A 19,399-nucleotide genomic window follows, 5' to 3' on the forward strand; every position below is an offset into this window, starting at 1 on the left:
ACGCCGCGCCGGGGAGCGAACCGGTGACGACGGCATACGTCGTCGTCCTCGCGGTGGCCGGTCTCGTGGCCGGGGTGCTGCTGCGCGCCCGGCTCGCGACGCTCGACCACCGCTACGACGACGAGGAGGGGACCCGCACCCTCGGGCTGGCGTGGGTGCCGGTCGTCTGCGCGCTCGTCGTCCCGCTCGTCGCGGTCGGCGGCTGGCGCCTGGGTGGGTGGACCCTCCTCGTGCTCCAGGCGGTCGTCGCCCTCGTCCTCGTCGCGCTCGCGGCCGTCGACCTCGACGTGCACCGCCTGCCGGACCGGATGACGCTGCCGCTCCTCGCGACCGCTGTCGTCGGTCTCGCCGTCGTCGTCGCGGTCACCGCCGACACCTCCGGTGGGGTGCGTGCCCTCATCGCCGGGGTGGGGCTCGGCGCGGTCTACCTCGTCCTCGCCGTCCTCGGCGGGGGTTCCGGGATGGGGCTGGGCGACGTCAAGCTCGCGCCGAGCCTCGGCCTGGTGCTCGGGTTCCACTCGTGGTCGCACGTCGTCGTGGCCACGGCGCTCGCGTTCGTCACCGGGACGCTGTGGGGGGTGTGGCTCCTCGTGTCGAAGCGGGGAGGGATGCGGTCGGCCTTCGCGTTCGGACCGCACATGATCGGGGCCGCGCTCGTCGTCCTCGCCATGTCCGGCATCGGTCCGGTGCTCGACCAGCTCTGACCCGGTCGGACGACGGCGGGGTGGTCCCGGAGTGACCACTCGTGAACTTCGCGCAAACGTTGGGTCTGCGGGCGCCCGTCCGCCCCTAGCATGACCGCATGGGGACGGGGGTTGCGTTCATGAGGCATGTGTGCGCCGCTGCCGTGGTGGTCGCGACGCTGTCGGCGTGCGGTGGTGAGGAGCCGTTCGCCGGCTCCCGCATCGCGCCCACCGGCAGCCCGAGCGCGAGCCCGACGCCGGTCGTGGCCCCGCCGGTCGGGAGCCGGGTCGTCGAGGGGGACACGTGGCGGCTCGCCGTCCCGGGCAACTGGGAGGAGTCGCGCCGCACCTTCGAGGACCACGGCGAGCTCGTCCGGTGGACCGAGCCGAGCCCGAGCGGGCCCGCCCGGGTCGTCGTGTCGGTCGTCGTCGAGACCGAGCCGGAGGTCGACCTGCTCGAGCAGAGCTTCCGGCTGGAGCAGCGCCTGCGCGAGCAGGAGGTCGACGTGCTGCGCTCGACCGTGCGGCAGGCGGGGACCCAGGAACCGGCGGTCCTCGTGCAGTGGACCGAGAACTCACGCGGCGACGAGCGGCGGCGTCAGGTGTGGCAGCTGCTCGCGCGCTCGAAGGGAGGGTCCATCGTCAACGTGGTCGGCTTCGCCCCGCTCGAGGAGTTCGCCACCTCGCCCGTGGCCGAGGTCATGGGGACCCTGGAGGTGCGCGGATGATCCGAGAGTTGGGACCCTGGGCCCTCGGCGCCCGGCTCGATGCTCGACAGGATGGGCCCATGACGTCGACGGGGGGGCCGGGGGCCCGGGCCAGGAGGTCCGAGCGGGGGGTGTCCTCGCTCGAGATGCTCGGCATCATGCTCGTCGCGGGCAGCGTCATCGGCGCACTCGCCTTCACGGTGGGCTCGGAGTCCGTCGGCGACAAGGCGGGCACGGCGTTCTGCGCCATCACGGCCGGGGACTGCGGGCCCGGCGGCGGCGGAGCCACGACGAGCCCCGGGGACGACACCTGCGTGGGCGCCCCACCCGGCGCCGCCGGACCGGTCCGCGGTCTCGTGCCGCTCTCCGGCAGCCGTGTCTCGGCGGTCGGCGTCATGGGCGACGGGACCTTCCAGGTGTATGCCGGCAGCTCCGGTTCCGGGGGCGGCTCCACCTCGCCCGCGGCGAACGACGGCTGGGTCTCGCGTCACCTGTCGCCGGGGGCTGCGGCGGGTGTCGAGCCCTTCCTCACCGGACGTGCACACGCCGTCTATGCCGCGAGCGGACCGGCCGACCTCGCCGACCTTGTCGCTGCCGACGCCCGCCAGGGCTGGTCGGACTCCGTCTTCGGCACCGGCACGAGCCGGCTCGGCGCGGCCGCGTCGGCCCTGGGTGACGCCGTCCTCTCGGGTGTGGGCGGCGGGGAGTCCCTGCCGGCACCGACCGCGACCTTCGATGACACGAGCGCGGCCGCCGGGCTCTCGCTCAATGCCTACGCGCAGACCGTCGCCATGGACTCCGGTGGCGAGGCCGTCGGCGTCGTCCGGCACGCCAGTGGCGCCACGACCGAGGTCGTCGGCGTCTCCGAGAGCACGACGTCGTCGGCCGACGTCCTGCCCATGCTCCTCCACGTCGACCGGGACCCGTCCGGCAACGTCGTCGCGGTGCGGACGGTCACCGACCGCGACCTCTCCGACCCGACGTCGGGCGCGACGTCCTCCCTCTATGTCACCCACCTCGACACGACGGCCGGGTCCGCCCAGAACGTCGTCCGCTCCTTCGCCGACTCGATCGGTGCGGTGGACCTCGGCGGCGCACGCCTCACGCCGGGCGCCGACGGGTCCACCAGCGGTGGGTCGACCACCGGGTCCCCGGGTGGGACCGACGGTGCGACCGTGGGCGGGTCCGACGGTTCGTCGGACGGCACCTCGGCGGCAGCGGACTTCGTCGCCGCCGCCCTGCGCGACGGTTACGTCAACCGTCAGCAGCCGAGCGGCACTGTGCCGACGACCGGCTCCGGCGTCGACGCCATCGAGAGCGGGCTGCGGCGGGTCTCCGCCTCGCCGGCGCCGGAGGCGTTCAACGGCAACGACTGGACCGCTCGCGTCCCCGGGTGCCGGGGCTGACCCATGCGGATCCTGGGGCCGGGTGAGCGACGTCTGCTGCGCGACGGTGTCGACGTCGCGCCGCTCACCGTCGCCGACACACCGCGCGAGCGGCGCAAGGGCCTGCTCGGCTCGGACGACGTCGTCGGCGCGCTCTGGATCACGAAGTGCCCCTCGGTGCACATGGTCGGGATGCGCTACCCCATCGACGTCGCGGTCGTCGACGGCGACGGCACCGTCCTCAAGGTCGCGACGCTGCGGCCGTGGTGGGGCGCCACCGCTCCCCGGCTGCGCGCCACGGCGACGATCGAGGCACGCGCCGGCTCGATGGCGCAGTGGGGCGTCACCCGTGGCTCACGGCTGGAGATGCGATGACCTCGGCGAGCGCGGCGACAGGCGCACTGACGATGGCGAGGACGCTCGTGGCCGCGCACTCCGCGACGCGCGTGGCGAGGTGCGCCGGGACGCGCGTCACGGCATACGCAGCGCCGCAGGCGCGTCGCCCGCAGCGGCCCTCGGCTCAGAACAGGCCGGACTTGAGGCCGCGTGCCCTCGGGTCGACGAGTGCGGCGAGTCCGAGCAGGGCGATGCCGCCGATGACGATGGACAGCGGTGTGCGAGAAGGCCCTGCGGTCGTCGGCAGCAGCCACACGACGGTGTCGTTCATCGCCGGCCCGTCGCAGCTGATCCGGTCCTCCGCGCCGGTCGGTCCGACCGTGACGACGGGTGAGAGCGAGAGCTGCGCGACGACGCGCGTGCCGAGCTCGTCGATCGAGGCCTTCGAGCGCAGCGGCGTCGACCGTCCCTCGCCGTGCAGGGTGCAGCCCAAGGTCGTCGGGTCCGCGGGCACCTCGTTGCGCGACGGCGCGGCGAAGAGCGTGAGCCCCTTGTCGAAGAGCGGCGTGCGCCCCACCGTCACCGACTCCCCAGCAAGCACCTGCGTCGGCGGCGGCCGGTCCATGCTCCACGCGTACAGCCCGATGCCGATGGCGGCTGCTCCCCCGAGCGCGGCGAGCACGGCGAACGTCGTGGCGACGAGGTGGGACCGCCTGCTGTTCGTCGTGCGCGCGCGATACGTCTTCGTCCCCATGACGGGCACCCTAACCGGGCGGTTCGGGCTGTACCTACACTCACGGACGAGCAGGGGAGCTCTCCGCCGGACCCACGCGGGCCGGCGGCATCACAGCGCAGGGGGACACGCGTGAGTCTTTTCGTTGCCGTTCTCGACCCGTCGGGCGCGCCCGAGGGCGTCCGGACCTGGTCGAGCGAGGACGGCGTCGCCACCGTCGTGGGGACCGCGGCCGCCCCGGCGCTGGCTCGCCACGTCGCCGGCTCGGGTGCCGAGCGGGTCGTCCTCGTCGCGCGCCGGCGCGACTGGGCACGGGCCGGCTTCGTCGCCAACGTCGTGAGCGGCGCGCTGCCGCACCTCCCGGTCACCCGGGTCCAGACCCGCGCCAGCCTGCTGGCCGCGACGTCGATCGCGCTGCGCGCCTCGCGGCTCGAGGACGTGCCCGACTCCACCCGCCTCTCGGTCCTCGAGCAGACGGATGCGGGCCTGCTCTCAGGGTTCTGGGTGCGGCGCGTGACCCGGCTCGCGTCGCCGTCGCCCTCCTTCGGGCAGCACCTGCGCTCGCTGCTGCCGGGCGGCCCCGGGTTCGTCGCCCTCTGCGGCGCCGACGACCTCGTCGTCAAGGCGAAGCCGGGAGGGTTCGCGTCGGTCGCCCGCCCCGGCACGCTCGTCGTCGCCGGCGCCTCGGCCCAGGCCGTCGACCACCTCGCCCGCTGGCACGGCGGCGACCACCGCGTCGTCGACCCGCTCGTGTCGAGCGTCCAGCGCCTCTACGGCAACGACGGCGCGGAGTTCGCCGTGCTGCCGCCCGAGCTCGCCGCCGCCGCTCCCGTGACCGGGACCTGCCCGGTGTGCGCCCTGCCCGCCCACGGCGCCTCGTGCCGTTTCTGCCATGTCCGCCCCCGCTCGGTCCAGGAGTTGTCCGCATGAATCCCCGTCAGCGTCGAGGCCTGCTCTTCGTGCTGGTGTCGGCCCTCGTGGCGATCGGCACGTTCTTCGCCGTGTCCGCCTACGTCGCCAACGTCAACAGCCAGGTCGGCTCGCGCGTCACGGTCTACCAGGCCTCGCAGCCCATCGCGCCCTACACGCCGCTCGGGCCCGACAACCTCGAGGCCGTGGAGGTCCCCGAGCGCTGGGTGCCGAAGTCGTCGGTCCTCTCGCTCGACGAGCTCCAGGGCAGGCGCGTCGGCTTCCGGCTCAACGCCGGCTCGACGGTGAGCTCGGACATGCTCATCCCGAGCAGCTCGCTCTCGGCCACCGAGCGCGAGGTCGCGGTCAACGTCAACTCCGTCACCGGCGTCGCCGGCCGCGTCCGCCCCGGCGACCGGGTCGACCTCTACGCCGTCTTCTCCGAGGTGCCCGGCCTGCCCAAGTCGGTGCGCATCCTCAGCCGAGACATCCGCATCGTCTCGATCGCCGGCGAGCAGACCGTCACCAAGGAGAGCGCCCAGGGCGGGACCTCCGAGCAGCAGGTCATCCCGGTGACGCTCGCGCTCGAGCCCGAGCAGGCCCTCGCCGTGACGTATGCCGGTGCCTTCGCGAGCGAGGTCCGTCTCGTCGCGCTTCCCAGCGACGTCGGCACCAACCGCAAGGGCGAACCCAATGACTACGACGCCCGCAAGCTGGGCGGCAAGGCCGTGCCCGAGGAGGCAGAGTGATGCGAGTTCTCATCGGAATGGCCAACTCGGACGTCGAGGCCGACCTCCGCCAGCTGCTCGAGGAGCTCGACGGCACCGAGGTCGTCGGTGTCGCGCCGACGAGCAGCGACCTGCTCGACTACGCGGACCGGTTCACCCCCGACATCTGCCTCATCCACGAGAACCTCGGGCCGGAGCCGGTCCACCAGACCCTGCGCGACCTCGGGGTGCGACACCCGAGCATCGGCCTGCTGCAGATCTCCTCCGACCGGATGCCGACCACCGTCATCCGCGCCATGGAGAACGGCGCCCGTGGCGTCATCGCGCTCCCGTTCAGCTTCGAGGACCTCTCGGCCAAGGTGCTCCAGGCCCACGAGTGGTCGACGCACATGAAGCAGGTCCTCATGGGCGCCATCGCCCAGGCGAGCGGCTCCCGCGGCCAGATCCTCGGCTTCGTCGGTGCCAAGGGCGGCGTCGGGACGACGACGATGGCGACGCACCTCGCGATGGACCACCTCATGAAGAACCCGACGCAGAAGGTGTGCGTCGTCGACCTCGACCTCGAGAAGGGCGACGTGAGCGCCATCCTCGAGGTCCGCCAGACGGTCTCGCTCGCCGACCTCGCCAAGGTCCACCAGGACCTCTCGGTGAGCACCGTCCTCGACGCGATCGTCCAGCACGAGAGCGGGCTCAGCCTGCTGCTCACGCCCGCCGACGTGCGCCTGACCGAGTTCATCACCCCCGACTCGCTGCGGCCGATCTTCGCGCTGCTGCGCCGGGAGTTCGACCTCATCGTCGTCGACGGCGGCGGTGCCGTGACGCCGAGCCAGGCCACGCTCGTCGAGCTCGCCGACGAGGTCGTCGTCGTGACGACCTCCGACGTGCTCGCCGTCCGGGCCATGCGCAAGCGGATGCTCGCGTGGGAGGCGCTCGGCGTGACCACGGAGAGCTCGGCCCGGATCATCGTCAACAAGGTCGACCGCAGCAGCATCTTCCCCGCGTCGGCCGTTCCCCAGCTCACGAGCGGCTCGGTCCTCGAGGCGTCGGTGCCGGTCTCGGCCCGGGCGCTCGAGGGCGCGATGAACGAGCGCGACCCGCGCGGCGTCACCGAGGTCGCCTGGTGGAGGCTCATGACCGACATCCGCCGCGAGCTCGGCCTCGAGGCCGACGTCCCCGCGCAGGCCCGTCGCGGCCGACGCAGTGACGAGGCGAAGGGGGCGCCCGAGCCGACGCCTCCCGCCGGGGGTCGTGAGCCCGAGCGCGAGTCCCACGAGCCCGACGGAGGCCGTCGCCGCCGCGGGTCCCGCCGGACCAAGGGCCGCCGGGCCAAGGCGGACGCCGAGCGCGGCCAGATCGCGCTCGAGAACGTCACGATGCTCCCGCTCACCATCTTCATGGCACTCGCGGCCTGGCAGATCGTCGTCATCGGCCTCACCTTCGTCATGTCGGGTCACGCCTCCCGCGTCGCCGCCCGTGAGTACTCCGTCACCGGCAGCCGCGAGGCCGCTCAGACGCTGGCTCGCGACACGACGCCGTGGGCCTTCGGTGACGGTCTCGACGTCTCCGTCAACGGCGACCGGGTCACGGTCCGCATGGACGTGCCGGCCGCCGGCCCCGCCGCCCTCGGCTTCCCGCAGACGCTCACCTCGTCGCGTGCGGTGGTGAGCGAGCGATGAGGCGCGACGAGCGCGGGCTCGCCTCGCTGGAGTTCCTCGCGGTCGTGCCACCCATGCTGACTGTCGCCTTCATGGTGTGGCAGCTCGGCGTCGCCGGGTATGCCGCGGTGTCGGCCAACGAGGCCGCCCGGGCTGCCGCTCGGGCCGCCTCGCTCGACCAGGACGCCAACGCCGCCGCGCAGGCCGCGCTGCCCGACGGGCTCGACGCCTCGGTGTCGGGTGGCAGGGCCGGCAACGGCTACAGCTACACCGTCCGGGTCGACGTCCCCCTCTTCACGCGGCTCGGGCTCGGTTCGGTCAGCCGCACGGTCGACATGCCGGCAGCCCGATGAGCCGCTCGTTCCGGTCCTTCATCGGGGACCCCACCGCGACCAACCGCCTCGGCGCCGAGGAGGACTCCCTCGTCACCGTCTTCCGCCGGCTGCTCCTCGAGGAGGTCGACCTCAACGAGCTGTCCCGGCTCGAGGCCAGCCAGCGACGCGCCCGCCTCGAGCGCGTCATCGCCCACCTCGTCTCGCGTGAGGGGGTCATCCTCTCCTCGAGCGAGCGCAACCTCCTCGTCCGCCGCGTCGTCGACGAGGCCGTGGGCCTCGGTGTCCTCGAGCCGATCCTCGCCGACCCCACGGTCAGCGAGATCATGATCAACGGCCACGAGACGATCTACGTCGAGCGCAGCGGCCGGCTCGAGCGCTGGCCGGGCGCGTTCACGAGCGAAGAACAGCTCATGCAGACGATCGACCGCATCGTCTCGACGGTCAACCGGCGCGTCGACGAGTCCTCGCCGATGGCGGACGCCCGCCTCCCGCAGGACTCGCGGATGCCCCGCGGAGCGCGAGTCAACGTCGTCCTGCCGCCGCTGTCGCTCAACGGCCCGACCGTGACGATCCGACTCTTCCCGCAGGCCATCTCGCTGGCGCGGCTCATCGAGTGGGGCTCGCTCAACGAGGAGCTCGCGGCCCTGCTGCGGGCCTGCGTCGAGGCCCGGCTCAACGTCGTCGTCTCCGGTGGCACCGGCTCGGGCAAGACGACGCTGCTCAACGCGCTCTCGTCGTTCATCTCGCCCAAGGAGCGCATCGTCACGATCGAGGACGCGGCCGAGCTCAGCCTCGACCAGCCGCACACGATCCGCCTCGAGACGCGCCCGCCCAACGTCGAGGGTCGTGGCCAGGTCACCATCCGCGACCTCGTCCGCAACTCGCTGCGCATGCGGCCCGACCGGATCATCGTCGGCGAGTGCCGTGGCGGTGAGGCGCTCGACATGCTCCAGGCGATGAACACCGGCCACGAGGGGTCGCTCACGACGGTGCACGCCAACAGTCCCGACGACGCCCTCGCCCGGCTGGAGACCCTCGCGTCGATGAGCGACGTCGAGGTGCCGTTCCACGCGATCCGCGACCAGGTGAACTCGGCGATGGACATCATCGTCCAGCTCAACCGCCAGTCCGACGGCTCCCGCAAGGTCGTCGAGGCCTGCTTCGTTGCCTCCCGCCGGCAGGAGCAGTTCGACCTGCGCCCGCTCATGACGTGGGACCCCACCCACGTCGAGGGCGAGACCCTCGTCCGTGGGCGCTTCGTCCAGCACGCGGTCCCCGAGGCGCTGCGCCAGCGGCTGCGCGAGGCCAACGTCGCGCTGCCGGCGTTCATGGAGGCGGCGTCGTGATCCTCGCCGTCATGCTCTTCGGCCCGGTCGTCGTCATGCTGCTGGCGATGCTCGCCTTCCGCGAGTTCGTGGGGGCCGCGCGTGACCGGCACGTCGCCATCAGCGGCGCCGAGTCCGGGTCGGACGACGACGCCACGAGCGCGCTCCAGCTCTTCGACCGGTGGTTCCGCAGGACCCGGCCGGGCCGCTGGCTCGAGCGCGAGCTCGAGTTCGCCGGCATCGAGCGGGCCCCGTCGGTGATGTTCTTCGGCGGGCTCAGCCTGGGCCTCGTCATGGTCGTCCTCATCGCCAACCTCCTGGCACCGCTGCTCGCCGTCGCCGGTCTGGGCCTCGGCTTCCTCGGCGTGCGGGTCTACCTCAAGCGGGCGCAGGAGCGTCGCCGCGAGGCGTTCGTGTCCCAGCTGCCCGAGCTCGCCCGGGTCCTCGCCAACGCGAGCTATGCCGGTCTCTCCCTGCCGACGGCGATCGCCATCGCCGGTGACGAGCTCGCCGAGCCGGCCCGCACCGAGCTCTCCCGCGTGGCGACCCGGCTTCGCTTCGGCGCCCCGCTGACGACGGCCCTCGACGAGCTGCGCCAGCGGGTGGGCTCGCGCGAGACGTCGGTGCTCATCTCGACGCTCGTCGTCGCCTCGCGCTCCGGTGGGTCCCTCGTCACCGCCCTGCGCGACATCGCCGGCACGCTCGAGCAGCGCAAGGAGACCCGTCGCGAGGTCAAGACCACGCTCGCGCAGCCGGTGGCGACCTCCTACTTCGTCATCGTGCTCGGCGTCCTCATGCTCCTCATGCTCAACACGATGCAGCCGGGAACCGTCGACAAGATGACCCGCAGCGTCGTCGGCCAGGCCGCCCTGCTCATCTCCTTCAGCATCTTCGGGCTGGGCTTCTGGGCGATCCGCAAGATGACTCGGATCGACATATGAACTGGCTCGTCGGCATGATCCCGGGCGCCGTGGCCGCGATCGCGGCCTGGGTCTTCATGCGCGGCTACCGGATGATGCGCACCGACATGGCCGAGGGCCTCAACCTCGAGGACCTCCAGCTGCTGCAGGGCGCGAGCCAGGAGCGGGCGAAGTCGCAGGGTCCGCTGAGCGCCGTCGCCTACCGGCTGGCGCCGAGGCTGCGCAAGGTCGTCCCGCCCAAGGTCATCGCCTGGCTCCAGGGCCAGATCCACCAGGCGGGCCGCCCCGAGGGCGTCGACGTCGACTCGGTGCTCGCCCGCGCCGTCATGTGGATGATCATCACGGCACCGGCGGTGGTTCTCCTCTCCGCCCAGGGCAACTACATCCCGGTCCTCATGGCGATCGCCCTCATCTTCGTCATGCCCGTCGCCCGCCTCGCGACGATGGCCCGCAAGCGGCGTGAGCGCATCGACCGCGACCTCCCGGACTTCCTCGACGTGCTGTCGGTGACCGTGAGCGCCGGCATCGGCTTCCGGCAGGCGCTGGGAACCGTGGCCGAGCGCTTCGGCGGGCCGATGTCCGAGGAGATCACGACGACCCTGCACCAGATCACCAACGGGGCGAGCGTGCGGTCGGCGTTCAAGGCGCTGCGCCAGCGCAACAGCTCCGAGGCGATGGAGGAGTTCACGACGGCCTACCTCCAGGCCGAGGAGCTCGGCGCACCGCTCGTGGACACCCTCAACCAGATCGCCGCCGACATGCGTCGCGCCGCGGCCCAGCGGCACCGGCAGAAGGCCGCCCAGCTGGCGCCGCGCGTCACCCTGCTCACGACCGTCGTCATGGTGCCCGGCGCGATGATCCTGCTCATCGTCGGCCTCTTCATCGGAGCCGACATCGACCTCGGAGACTTCGGTGCCCTCTGACTCGAGCACCGACCCGCTCACCCTCCAGGTCGCGCAGGTGGCGCTCCTCGTGAGGCTCTTCCTGCTGCTCGTCCTCACCCTCGTGTGGGCCGTGCAGCAGCCGGCGGTCGTCTCGGCGCTCGTCATGGTCGCGGCCCTCCCGGGCTACGTCGCGCTCCGGTCCCGGCGGGTGCGTGCCTTCGTCGGCGCCCATCCCCTCGTCGTCCTCGTCGATGCCATCGCCCTGACGATCGTCGTCGGTGTCGTCGGCGTCGACACCCCGTTCGTGCTCGCGCTGTGCACCTCGGCCCTGCTCGTCGGCCTCTGGCTGTCGTGGCAGCCCGGCCTCGTCGTCATCGCGACGATGTGCGCGATCCACCTGCTGCTCCTCGCCCGGCGACCCATCGACATCGACGCGATGACGGCATACATCTTCATCGTCCCGCCACTCTTCGTGACGCTCTGGCTGCTCGGTCTCGCGGTGCAGCGGTCCGCGCGCGCCACGCTCGCGAGCCACGCCGTGCTGCGCGACGCGACCGCGGTCGCGGCCACCTCGCACGAGCGCATGCGCATCGCGCGTGACATGCACGACAGCGTCGCCAAGTCGCTCCAGGCCATGGCGCTCACCGCCTCCAGCCTCCCGATCCTCGTCGAGCGACGACCCGAGGTCGCCGCCCTGCGGGCACGGGAGATCGAGGAGGACTGCACGCTGGCGATCGGTCAGGTCCGTGAGCTCATGGGCCAGCTGCGCAAACCCATCCCGGTCGAGGACCTCGCGCAGGCGCTGCGCCTCGTCGTCGACGAGTGGCGAGCGACGACCGGTCGCGCGTGCACCCTGCACGTCGGCGCGGTCGGCGACGTCGAGCCACTGGCGCGCTACGAGATGCTCATGGTGCTGCGCGAGGCGCTCGAGAACGTCCACCGTCACGCCGGGCGGTGCAGCACGGCGGTGCGGCTCGAGGCCGACGGTGACGCCGTCGTCCTCCGGGTCGTCGACGACGGTGCCGGCTCCACCGACGCGCACGTCGACGGGGCGGCCGAGCGCGGGCACTTCGGCGTGCTCGGCATGCGTGAGCGCATGCACCAGGTGGGCGGACGGCTCGACCTCGTCACGGCCCCCGGCGCCGGGACGACAGTGACCTTCAGGGTGCCTCGCCGGGCACTCACCGAGAGAAGTCCGGAGGTGGTCTGATGGCGCTCACCGTGGCGATCGTCGACGACAGCTCGGTCATGCGACGGGGGATCCGCGCGCTGCTCGAGACCGACGACGACCTCGAGGTCGTCGGCGAGGCGGGCAACGGCGACGAGGCGCTCGCGCTCGTCACCCGGCACCGACCCGACGTCGTGCTGCTCGACGTGCGGATGCCGCAACGTGACGGGCTCTCCGTCGTGGGGCAGCTCGCCGAGCGGACCCACGTCCTCATGCTCACCTTCTCCGACGAGAACGACGTCATCCTCACGGCGCTCGAGGCAGGGGCCATCGGCTACCTCGTCCACGGGACCTTCGACGCCGACCGCCTCTCGGCGATGGTGCGCGCGGCCGCGGAGGGCACCGGGAGCCTGTCCGGCCCGGCGCTCGCGGCTCTGCGCAACGGACGCCCGCCGGCCGAGGCGGAGGCGGGGGCGGAGCCGAGCGCGATGGGGCTGTCGGGCCGTCAGGTCGAGGTGATGGACCTCGTCTCCACCGGCGCGGCCAACGGCAGCATCGCCAAGGAGCTCTTCCTCTCGGAGAAGACGGTCAAGAACCACATCAACCAGATCTTCGCCAAGCTCGGGGTGACCACGCGGGCCGAGGCGATCGTCGTGTGGCTGGGCCGGGCGGGGCCCTGAGACCGTCCGAGGTTTGGGTCCGGGTTTGGGCCTGCGGGCCCTGTGGCCCGAGCGGCGGAAAAACTACCTTCGAGGTGTCAGGTCGAGGACCTGCAAAGGGTCCACGGCCACCAGGGGAACGTGAACCACGACAGAGAGGCACCGCCATGACTCACAAGATCGCAGCCCGTTACAGCACCGAGCTCGCCACCCTCCGCGACCGTCGCGAGGCCGGCCAGAACTCGCTCGAGTACCTGGGCATGGCCCTCGTCGCCGGCGTCGTCATCGCCGCCATCTACGGCGTCATCACCGGCTCGGGCGTCGGCGAGAAGATCCAGGCCGCGTGGGACAACATCACCGGCGCTTCGTGATCGAGAGCGTTCGACACGGCGAGGTGCGGGAGTCAGGGGCTCCCGCACCTCGCCGTCGTGTCCGCCCCGGCCGGGGCGGGCTGCTGGGCAGGGCATCCGGAGGGGGAGACATGGGACGTTCGCAGCGGGAGCGGGGCCAGGCGGTCACGGCGATCACGATGGTCGCGACGCTCGTCCTCGTCTGGGTCGCCCTCAACGTCATCCAGGACTTCAGCAAGGGCAACAGCGAGCTGAGCAAGCTCAAGAGCAGCGCCGACGCCGCCGCCCTCGCGGGCGCGCACGACTCGGTCGGCTTCATGTGGGGCCGGGTCCAGGCCTCGCTCAACTCGAAGAAGAGCGAGTGGAAGTGCGGGGACGGCCGGGGGGCCGCCTCCGAGTTCGCGAACCGCAACGACGCCACCCTTACACGCTTCTGCTACCGACCCGGTCGGGACCGCGTCGAGGCCACGACCCGGACCAAGCGGGTCACCGCGACCGGCGACCGAGAGAGCGCGACCTCCGTCGCAGAGCTGGGCGTCGCCCTCGGCGCGTGCAAGCCCGACCAGCCCCTCGTCGAGACGACCTCCGGCTACGAGGCGACCGCGACGTGCGGCGACCTCAAGGTCCGCATCTACGTGCCGCCGACGACCGAGCCCCTCACCCTCCTCACCCCGGAGCCCGCCCTCAAGGCGATGTTCCGGGTCCGCCTCGTCGACTGAGGCCTCCGCGCCGGTCATGGGCCGGCGGACTCGCGGACGGGGGCGGCCGGCATACGAGCGTCCGGGAGGTGCCGGCACACGAGCGTCGGCGACCGACGGCATACCAGCGTCCGCGACCGACGGCGGACGCCCGCGACCGACCGGTGGGCGTGCCCCGCGTCAGCCCTGGACGTCGGTGACCGGCACGGCCACGTCGTCGAACCACGCTCCGCGCAGCGTCACCTTGGCCGTGTCCTTGGGCAGCGGCGGGAAGAGCATCGTCACCGGACCCGTCTGGGCGCCCGAGGCGATGCGGTACTGCGGGTTGGCGACGGCCGCCCACGCCTTGCCCTGCTCCTGGAACGTCACGACCCGGTAGGAGTGCGTCGGTGTCATGAGCATCGGCGCCTTCTCCCAGTTCCGCGGCAGGGAGTCCGTCGGGCTGCTGTGCCCGGTGCCGCCGGTCACCGAGTAGGTGAGGACGGTCGCGGTGTCCGAGCGGGTGAGGGCGTGGATGGTGAAGGTGCTGCCGCGGAAGCTCGACGTCGCCTTGGCCTTGGCGGTCGCGATCGACGCGAGCTGGGGCGGGTCGGCGAGGACCTCGCTCGAGCGGTCCTCGAGCGCGTCGCCGGAGTCCTTCGGGGACGGCGAGCCCGACGAGGTCGAGGAGCCGCTCGTGCCGGTGGGCTCGGGGGTATCGTCGCCGGTGCAGCCGGACAGCAGCACGACCGACGCGAGGACGGCGCCGAGCGCCACGGGAAGTCGCCTGGGGTTCGTCATCATCGTCTCCGTCACTTCGGCAGCGAGATCGAGACCCGGCGGTTGAGCGCCCGGCCCTCTGCGGTCGTGTTCGGCGCGATGGGCGAGGTCTCGCCCTTGCCCACCGCCTGGATGGTGTAGCCCGGCAGCTGCGGTCGCAGGGCGGCGGCGACGGCGGCGGCGCGAGCCTGCGAGAGCTTGAGGTTGTAGGCGTCGCTCGCGTTGGAGTCGGTGTGACCCTCGACGACGACGGTGCCCTTGGGGGCGGCGGCCTTGATGCGGGCGACGGCCTGGGCGATGATCGCACTCGCCCGCGGGGTGAGCGCGGACTTGTCGACGGCGAAGAGGACCGAGGCGTCGATCTCGACGCTCTTCTGCGTCTGCGACACCTGGGCCTTGAGGTCGGTGACCATCGTGCGCAACGGGCGGACCGCCTCGGCCGGCGTCACGGCCGTCGCGACCTGCGAGAGGTCCACCTCGGGCCAGCCGGTGCCCACGACGACCGGTCCGGAGCCCTCGTGGAGCGGCTCCATGACGCCGTCCTCGACCGGCACGTCGTGCAGGACCTGCGAGCCGACGTAGAGGTCGACCTCGGTGAGCTCGGGCGGGATCGGTGCGATGACCGTGTGGCCGACGAGCGCGGCGTTGGGGCCGGTCTCGGACGTCGTCGCGAACTCACCCGTCCTGGTGCCGATGCAGCGCTGACCGCCCTGGACGCGCAGCGCGGTGAACGCGCGACCGCCGGCGATGTCGAGCGCGGCCACGCTGCACTGGAAGGTCGTCACACCCGGGTTCTGGCTGAGGACGTTGAAGAAGCCGGTGCCGTAGGTGCTGAAGTTCGAGCGCGCGGGCGCCTGCGACGACTCGGGGATGCCCATCGAGAAGTAGACGACGGCTGCGCCCTCGACCCGGCGCACGCCGTGGACCGAGAGCACGGCCGGAGGCGGCGCGTTCTGGATCGAGCTCGCGACGAGGGTGCGCGCAAGCACGGGCACGCCCTCGACCTCGCGCATCGGCGTCGGTTCGGCGTCGGCGGTGGACGCCGCTCCCACGGTGGCCAGGACGGCGACAGCCGCCGCAGCGACACGTGACCTCATGGCAGGACCCCCCAGTGTCATGACGTGATCGAATGCTCCGTCGACAATACACAGGGCGCAGGGGGCGTCCGCATCCGCGCGTCAGCGTCTGGACACCGGCACCGTGACGTCCTCGAACCACGGTGACGTGAGCACGACCGAGGTGACGTCGGCCGGCAGCGGGGGGTAGAGCGCTCCCTGGACGAGGGGCTCCCCGCGGATCGCGCGCACCGCCGAGCACACGCACCGCGGCGGCCCGGACGCCGGCTGGTAGGTCGTCACGGCATACCGGTGGGTCTTCGTCGTCACCTGCGGGAAGTTCTGCCACAGCGTGAGGTCGAAGTCCGCGCCCGCGGCGAGGGTGCGCGGGTGGGTCGCCGCCCACTCGACGAGGGTCGAGCGGGCGTCGGTCTCGACCCGGAAGACCTGGAAGACCGCACCCGAGAAGGACGAGTCGTCGCGGCCGGGTGTCGTCGCGACGGGCTGGGTCGGTGTCGTGTCGAGGAAGCTCGCGAGCGGGCCGAGGTCGGCCGGCGCCGAGGGGGAGGCGAGCGTGGGGGAGGGCTCCGGGACGGGCGTGCCGCCCGAGCACCCCGAGAGGAGCGCAGCGAGCGTCACCGCGACGAGCGCGAGACGTCGCGTGCCGCGCTTCATCGCCGGCTCCCCGAGGGCGACGGGGACGCCGACGGCGTGCCCGAGGGCTTCGGCTTGGCCGGCGCCGTCGGCGTCGGCTTCGGCGTCGGCTTCGGCTTCGGCAGGACGGTGATCCGCGGTTGCAGCGGCAGGACGGCGTTCTGGGGCGACCCCTCGGCGAGGGCGAACGTGTCGACCTCCGGCCAGCCCGTGCCCGCCGCCGGCGCGGGGACCGAGGCGACCGGGGTCATCGCGCCCTTGCCGACGGGGACGCCTCGGACGAAGGCGCTGCCGACGAGGAGGTCGACGACCTTGACCTTGTCGGGGATCGGCGCGAGGGCGATCCACTGGACGACGGCCCGGCCGCTGAGCCGGACGCGGTCATCGGGGGTGTCCGGCGGGGGTGCCGCGACGGCGGTCCCGTCGGGGCGACGCAGCGCGCCGTAGGACGTGCGTGACGCGAGGTCGATCGCCGCCGCCGAGTCCATGAAGCGCGACCCGGGCGAGCTCTGCAGGGTCTCGTAGGTGCCCGGACCCGACCCGTATGCCGTCACCGGCGCCACCTCGGGGTCGGGCGCCTGCCCCGCGAACCCGACGGAGTAGTAGAGGACCGTGGCGGTGGCGACCCGTCGCAGGCCGTGGACGGTCACGACCATGGGCTCGAGGCGCTGCTCGGTGTCGCTCGTCGCGGCCACGAGGGCCTGCCCGAGGACGGGCATCGCGGGCTCGGGCTCCTGCGGCAAGCCGGCGACCGGAGCCGCACCGAGGAGCCCCGCGAGCACGACGACACCCCCGAGCACCACCCCCGTCCGCCCACGCGCCACGGGGTGAGGCTACCCGAGCAGCGCGGCGGCGGAGGTCGCGCTCCGGCATCGTGCGACGATGAGCGCTCCAGCAGGGGAACGACATGGGGGGACGGCGCTCGTGGGGGCTCGCTCGGTGCTGTGGGTCGTGCTCGGTGGTGTCGTCGCCGCCCTCGTCTGCGCGGCCCTCGGCGTCGTCGGCATCAGCGCGGGCGCGACCTCGCTCAGCACGACCGGGGCGGTCGTCGGGCGCAGCGCCCTCTCGCTCGCCGCACTCGCCTTCGTCGTCCTCCTCGTCGTGCGTCGTGGGCCGTGGAACCCGCTCGTCGCATGGCTCGGCCTCGGCCTCCTCGCGTTCGTGCTCAACCCCCTCACGTGGACGGCGGGAGCCGACGCCGGGGGCGCGCTCTTCGGTGTCGCGGTGACGGGGTCGGCGTGGCCCGGGACGCTGCTCGACCTCGTGGTCTGGCTCGGCGTCACGGCCGGCGCGGCCGTCCTCGCCGAGCGCTCGCTCGACGACGAGACCTGACCGAGGTCCGGCCAGAGCCCGACCGGGCCTGACTGGGGCCCGACCGGGGTCCGTCCGGCGCACGACCAGCGCGGGACCAGCGCGCGACCCCGCCGACCGCCGCTCGGCCGGACGGCAGGTGCTCGGCCGGGCCCTACTCTTGTTCCTCGTGTCGTCCTCCCCGCCGCCCGCCGCGCTCATGAAGCAGGCCGTCTCCCGGCTCGCTCCCGTGCTGCCGCTGCTCACCGACCTCGGGGAGCGGTTCACGACGGCCGGGCACGAGCTGGCGCTCGTCGGCGGACCCGTGCGGGACGCCTTCCTCGGGCGCACACCGCCCGACCTCGACTTCACGACGAGCGCCTCCCCCGACGAGACCGAGGCGATCCTGCGCGGGTGGGGCACGGCGACGTGGGACGTCGGCCGGGACTTCGGGACGATCGGCGCGGTCCGCCGCGAGTCCGGGTCGGAGACGACGGTCGAGGTGACGACCTACCGCGCCGACGCCTACGACGGCGTGACGCGCAAGCCCGTCGTCGCGTTCGGGGAGTCGCTCGAGGAGGACCTCGTCCGGCGCGACTTCACCGTCAACGCGATGGCCCTTCGACTTCCGAGCCTCGAGTTCGTCGACCCCCACGGGGGCCTGGCCGACCTCGGCGCCCGCCGGCTGCGCACGCCGTCGGCGCCCGAGGTGAGCTTCGGTGACGACCCGTTGCGGATGATGCGCGCCGTGCGCTTCGTCGCCCAGCTCGGCCTCGCGCCGGCACCCGAGGTGCTCGCGGCGATGCGGGAGATGGCCTCCACCATCGAGATCGTGTCGGCCGAACGCATCCGCGACGAGCTCGTCAAGCTTCTCCTCGCGCCCGCACCCCGGGCCGGCCTCGAGCTGCTCGCCGAGAGCGGCCTGGCGGCGCACGTGCTCCCCGAGCTGCCCGCGCTCAAGCTCGAGGTCGACGAGCACCACCGCCACAAGGACGTCTACGTCCACTCGCTCATCGTCCTCGACCAGGCCATCGCCCTCGAGGGCCCGGCTGACGGGCCGGCCGACTCCGTGCCGGGCCCGGACCTCTGGCTGCGGCTCGCCGCGCTGCTCCACGACATCGGCAAGCCCGCGACGCGCCGGTTCGAGCCGGGCGGCGGCGTGAGCTTCCACCACCACGAGGTCGTCGGCGCCAAGCTCACCGCGAAGCGGCTCAAGGCCCTGCGCTTCGACAAGGAGACGGTCAAGGCGGTCGCCCGCCTCGTCGAGCTGCACCTGCGCTTCCACGGCTACGGCGAGGGGCAGTGGACCGACTCGGCCGTGCGCCGCTACGTCACCGACGCCGGCCCGCTCCTCCAGCGGCTGCACCGCCTCACCCGCGCCGACTGCACGACCCGCAACGTCCGCAAGGCGCAGCGGCTCTCGCGCACCTACGACGAGCTCGAGGCGCGCATCGAGGAGCTCATGGCCGCCGAGGAGCTCGCCGCGGTGCGACCCGAGCTCGACGGCAACGAGATCGCCGAGGTCCTCGGCATCCGCCCCGGCCCGGTGCTCGGTCGCGCCTACAAGCACCTCCTCGCGGTGCGGCTCGACGAGGGTCCGATCGGGCCCGAGGCCGCCGCCGAGCGGCTGCGCTCCTGGTGGGCCGAGCAGCCGGAGTCGCAGGGGTGACCGCCCCCGCCGGCCGCCGGGCGACGACGCGCACGCCGCTGACCTGGCTCGCGGTCGTCGCGCTCCTGGCGCTGCCGGTCGTCTGGCTCGACGTCTTCCTCCTCTCGCCACAGGAGGAGACCCCCGACTACGTCATCGGCCGCTGGTCGCTGCTCCTCGCCGCCGTCGGCGCGGCGGCCGTCGTGGTGGAGCGCGTTCGCGGGGCGCTCCCGTGGGCGGCACTCGCCTGCGCGGCCCTCGCGTGGGTCGGCGTCGTCCTCGGCCGCGCCGTCGGTGCGGGGGAGTCGGCCTTCCCGTGGGTCGTCGCGGCCGCCGCCGTGGTCGCCGCCGCAGCAGCCGGTATGCCGGGTGCCCACCGCCGCGCCTGCGTGCGCGTCGCGGGGGCCCTCGCGGTCGCCGCCCTCGCCGGGCTCGTCGGCCTGGCCTGACGCCCGGGGCCCGGCCGGCCCCGGCACCTTGGGCCCGGATCAAGGCCCGGGGGCCCTGCCCCGCCCCGG

At 73.1% G+C, this 19,399-nt stretch carries 23 protein-coding genes; 18 read left to right on the forward strand and 5 right to left on the reverse strand.

All coding sequences use genetic code 11. The features are described from left to right. Positions 1-23 precede the first annotated feature (23 nt). The 4 genes from ACOJV7_RS07980 (at position 24) to ACOJV7_RS07995 (ending at position 3,150) form a co-directional block, all read left to right on the forward strand. Complete coding sequence (locus ACOJV7_RS07980) at positions 24-704, forward strand: prepilin peptidase (protein ID WP_420189598.1); 681 nt, start codon at positions 24-26, stop codon at positions 702-704. Between the two features lie 98 nt (positions 705-802). Continuing rightward, positions 803-1,411, forward strand: a complete 609-nt coding sequence (locus ACOJV7_RS07985) for a hypothetical protein (RefSeq protein ID WP_420189599.1) — start codon at positions 803-805, stop codon at positions 1,409-1,411. A gap of 59 nt (positions 1,412-1,470) precedes the next feature. Beyond that, a complete protein-coding gene (locus ACOJV7_RS07990) occupies positions 1,471-2,796 on the forward strand; it encodes a hypothetical protein (protein ID WP_420189600.1) in 1,326 nt (441 codons plus the stop codon). 3 nt (positions 2,797-2,799) lie between these two features. Then, a complete protein-coding gene (locus ACOJV7_RS07995) occupies positions 2,800-3,150 on the forward strand; it encodes a DUF192 domain-containing protein (RefSeq protein WP_420189601.1) in 351 nt (116 codons plus the stop codon). Between the two features lie 145 nt (positions 3,151-3,295). Here the strand turns inward: ACOJV7_RS07995 and ACOJV7_RS08000 are convergent, their stop codons facing one another. Continuing rightward, positions 3,296-3,865 carry a hypothetical protein gene (locus ACOJV7_RS08000; RefSeq protein WP_420189602.1) on the reverse strand — a complete coding sequence of 190 codons (570 nt, stop codon included), beginning with the start codon at positions 3,863-3,865 and terminating at the stop codon, positions 3,296-3,298. A gap of 111 nt (positions 3,866-3,976) precedes the next feature. Here ACOJV7_RS08000 and ACOJV7_RS08005 point away from each other — a divergent pair, with 111 nt between their 5' ends. The 11 genes from ACOJV7_RS08005 (at position 3,977) to ACOJV7_RS08055 (ending at position 13,496) form a co-directional block, all read left to right on the forward strand. Beyond that, the gene (locus ACOJV7_RS08005; RefSeq protein WP_420189603.1) at positions 3,977-4,774 is read left to right on the forward strand and encodes a hypothetical protein; all 798 of its coding nucleotides are present in this window, start codon (positions 3,977-3,979) and stop codon (positions 4,772-4,774) included. Next, a complete protein-coding gene (cpaB, locus tag ACOJV7_RS08010) occupies positions 4,771-5,502 on the forward strand; it encodes a Flp pilus assembly protein CpaB (protein WP_420189604.1) in 732 nt (243 codons plus the stop codon). The genes ACOJV7_RS08005 and cpaB overlap by 4 nt, the downstream gene beginning before the upstream one ends. Beyond that, positions 5,502-7,157: a CpaE/TadZ family protein gene (locus tag ACOJV7_RS08015; RefSeq protein WP_420189605.1), complete on the forward strand. Its 1,656-nt coding sequence runs from the start codon at positions 5,502-5,504 to the stop codon at positions 7,155-7,157. The genes cpaB and ACOJV7_RS08015 overlap by 1 nt, the downstream gene beginning before the upstream one ends. Next, complete coding sequence (locus ACOJV7_RS08020) at positions 7,154-7,489, forward strand: TadE/TadG family type IV pilus assembly protein (protein WP_420189606.1); 336 nt, start codon at positions 7,154-7,156, stop codon at positions 7,487-7,489. Before ACOJV7_RS08015 ends, ACOJV7_RS08020 begins: the two co-directional genes overlap by 4 nt. Further along, complete coding sequence (locus ACOJV7_RS08025; RefSeq protein WP_420189607.1) at positions 7,486-8,817, forward strand: TadA family conjugal transfer-associated ATPase; 1,332 nt, start codon at positions 7,486-7,488, stop codon at positions 8,815-8,817. Before ACOJV7_RS08020 ends, ACOJV7_RS08025 begins: the two co-directional genes overlap by 4 nt. Next, positions 8,814-9,737 carry a type II secretion system F family protein gene (locus ACOJV7_RS08030; RefSeq protein ID WP_420189608.1) on the forward strand — a complete coding sequence of 308 codons (924 nt, stop codon included), beginning with the start codon at positions 8,814-8,816 and terminating at the stop codon, positions 9,735-9,737. Before ACOJV7_RS08025 ends, ACOJV7_RS08030 begins: the two co-directional genes overlap by 4 nt. Next, the gene (locus ACOJV7_RS08035; protein WP_420189609.1) at positions 9,734-10,639 is read left to right on the forward strand and encodes a type II secretion system F family protein; all 906 of its coding nucleotides are present in this window, start codon (positions 9,734-9,736) and stop codon (positions 10,637-10,639) included. The genes ACOJV7_RS08030 and ACOJV7_RS08035 overlap by 4 nt, the downstream gene beginning before the upstream one ends. Continuing rightward, positions 10,629-11,810 (forward strand): sensor histidine kinase, encoded by a 1,182-nt coding sequence (locus ACOJV7_RS08040; protein ID WP_420189610.1) that lies wholly within the window; start codon positions 10,629-10,631, stop codon positions 11,808-11,810. The genes ACOJV7_RS08035 and ACOJV7_RS08040 overlap by 11 nt, the downstream gene beginning before the upstream one ends. Next, positions 11,810-12,448, forward strand: a complete 639-nt coding sequence (locus ACOJV7_RS08045; protein ID WP_420189611.1) for a response regulator — start codon at positions 11,810-11,812, stop codon at positions 12,446-12,448. Before ACOJV7_RS08040 ends, ACOJV7_RS08045 begins: the two co-directional genes overlap by 1 nt. A gap of 146 nt (positions 12,449-12,594) precedes the next feature. Beyond that, positions 12,595-12,798 carry a hypothetical protein gene (locus tag ACOJV7_RS08050; protein WP_420189612.1) on the forward strand — a complete coding sequence of 68 codons (204 nt, stop codon included), beginning with the start codon at positions 12,595-12,597 and terminating at the stop codon, positions 12,796-12,798. 110 nt (positions 12,799-12,908) lie between these two features. Then, a complete protein-coding gene (locus ACOJV7_RS08055) occupies positions 12,909-13,496 on the forward strand; it encodes a pilus assembly protein TadG-related protein (RefSeq protein ID WP_420189613.1) in 588 nt (195 codons plus the stop codon). A 159-nt stretch (positions 13,497-13,655) separates the two neighbouring features. Here the strand turns inward: ACOJV7_RS08055 and ACOJV7_RS08060 are convergent, their stop codons facing one another. From ACOJV7_RS08060 to ACOJV7_RS08075, 4 genes are all read right to left on the reverse strand, one after another. Then, positions 13,656-14,270, reverse strand: a complete 615-nt coding sequence (locus ACOJV7_RS08060; protein ID WP_420189614.1) for a hypothetical protein — start codon at positions 14,268-14,270, stop codon at positions 13,656-13,658. Further along, positions 14,267-15,331, reverse strand: a complete 1,065-nt coding sequence (locus ACOJV7_RS08065) for an OmpA family protein (RefSeq protein ID WP_420189615.1) — start codon at positions 15,329-15,331, stop codon at positions 14,267-14,269. Before ACOJV7_RS08065 ends, ACOJV7_RS08060 begins: the two co-directional genes overlap by 4 nt. Positions 15,332-15,412: 81 nt before the next feature. Continuing rightward, complete coding sequence (locus ACOJV7_RS08070) at positions 15,413-15,964, reverse strand: hypothetical protein (RefSeq protein WP_420189616.1); 552 nt, start codon at positions 15,962-15,964, stop codon at positions 15,413-15,415. Beyond that, a complete protein-coding gene (locus ACOJV7_RS08075) occupies positions 15,961-16,767 on the reverse strand; it encodes a hypothetical protein (RefSeq protein ID WP_420189617.1) in 807 nt (268 codons plus the stop codon). The genes ACOJV7_RS08070 and ACOJV7_RS08075 overlap by 4 nt, the downstream gene beginning before the upstream one ends. A 58-nt stretch (positions 16,768-16,825) precedes the next feature. Between ACOJV7_RS08075 and ACOJV7_RS08080 the strand changes: the two genes are divergently transcribed. The 3 genes from ACOJV7_RS08080 (at position 16,826) to ACOJV7_RS08090 (ending at position 19,330) form a co-directional block, all read left to right on the forward strand. After that, a complete protein-coding gene (locus tag ACOJV7_RS08080; RefSeq protein ID WP_420189618.1) occupies positions 16,826-17,275 on the forward strand; it encodes a hypothetical protein in 450 nt (149 codons plus the stop codon). 178 nt (positions 17,276-17,453) lie between these two features. Next, positions 17,454-18,902 carry a CCA tRNA nucleotidyltransferase gene (locus tag ACOJV7_RS08085; RefSeq protein WP_420190389.1) on the forward strand — a complete coding sequence of 483 codons (1,449 nt, stop codon included), beginning with the start codon at positions 17,454-17,456 and terminating at the stop codon, positions 18,900-18,902. Further along, the gene (locus ACOJV7_RS08090) at positions 18,899-19,330 is read left to right on the forward strand and encodes a hypothetical protein (protein ID WP_420189619.1); all 432 of its coding nucleotides are present in this window, start codon (positions 18,899-18,901) and stop codon (positions 19,328-19,330) included. Before ACOJV7_RS08085 ends, ACOJV7_RS08090 begins: the two co-directional genes overlap by 4 nt. The last annotated feature ends 69 nt before the right edge of the window (positions 19,331-19,399 follow it).

The organism is Knoellia tibetensis (genome assembly GCF_048606415.1).
Taxonomy (GTDB): domain Bacteria; phylum Actinomycetota; class Actinomycetes; order Actinomycetales; family Dermatophilaceae; genus Knoellia; species Knoellia tibetensis.

What these genes read in the sequence shown, in the direction of transcription:
- ACOJV7_RS08045 (WP_420189611.1), top strand. Translation starts at nt 11,810, where the DNA reads ATGGCGCTCACCGTGGCGATCGTCGACGACAGCTCGGTCATGCGACGG.
- ACOJV7_RS07985 (WP_420189599.1), top strand. Translation starts at nt 803, where the DNA reads ATGGGGACGGGGGTTGCGTTCATGAGGCATGTGTGCGCCGCTGCCGTG.
- ACOJV7_RS08085 (WP_420190389.1), top strand. Translation starts at nt 17,454, where the DNA reads ATGAAGCAGGCCGTCTCCCGGCTCGCTCCCGTGCTGCCGCTGCTCACC.
- ACOJV7_RS08055 (WP_420189613.1), top strand. Translation starts at nt 12,909, where the DNA reads ATGGGACGTTCGCAGCGGGAGCGGGGCCAGGCGGTCACGGCGATCACG.
- ACOJV7_RS08000 (WP_420189602.1), bottom strand. Translation starts at nt 3,865, where the DNA reads ATGGGGACGAAGACGTATCGCGCGCGCACGACGAACAGCAGGCGGTCC.
- ACOJV7_RS08035 (WP_420189609.1), top strand. Translation starts at nt 9,734, where the DNA reads ATGAACTGGCTCGTCGGCATGATCCCGGGCGCCGTGGCCGCGATCGCG.
- ACOJV7_RS08070 (WP_420189616.1), bottom strand. Translation starts at nt 15,964, where the DNA reads ATGAAGCGCGGCACGCGACGTCTCGCGCTCGTCGCGGTGACGCTCGCT.
- ACOJV7_RS08025 (WP_420189607.1), top strand. Translation starts at nt 7,486, where the DNA reads ATGAGCCGCTCGTTCCGGTCCTTCATCGGGGACCCCACCGCGACCAAC.
- ACOJV7_RS08015 (WP_420189605.1), top strand. Translation starts at nt 5,502, where the DNA reads ATGCGAGTTCTCATCGGAATGGCCAACTCGGACGTCGAGGCCGACCTC.
- cpaB (WP_420189604.1), top strand. Translation starts at nt 4,771, where the DNA reads ATGAATCCCCGTCAGCGTCGAGGCCTGCTCTTCGTGCTGGTGTCGGCC.
- ACOJV7_RS08050 (WP_420189612.1), top strand. Translation starts at nt 12,595, where the DNA reads ATGACTCACAAGATCGCAGCCCGTTACAGCACCGAGCTCGCCACCCTC.
- ACOJV7_RS08080 (WP_420189618.1), top strand. Translation starts at nt 16,826, where the DNA reads ATGAGCGCTCCAGCAGGGGAACGACATGGGGGGACGGCGCTCGTGGGG.
- ACOJV7_RS07990 (WP_420189600.1), top strand. Translation starts at nt 1,471, where the DNA reads ATGACGTCGACGGGGGGGCCGGGGGCCCGGGCCAGGAGGTCCGAGCGG.
- ACOJV7_RS08020 (WP_420189606.1), top strand. Translation starts at nt 7,154, where the DNA reads ATGAGGCGCGACGAGCGCGGGCTCGCCTCGCTGGAGTTCCTCGCGGTC.
- ACOJV7_RS07995 (WP_420189601.1), top strand. Translation starts at nt 2,800, where the DNA reads ATGCGGATCCTGGGGCCGGGTGAGCGACGTCTGCTGCGCGACGGTGTC.
- ACOJV7_RS08065 (WP_420189615.1), bottom strand. Translation starts at nt 15,331, where the DNA reads ATGAGGTCACGTGTCGCTGCGGCGGCTGTCGCCGTCCTGGCCACCGTG.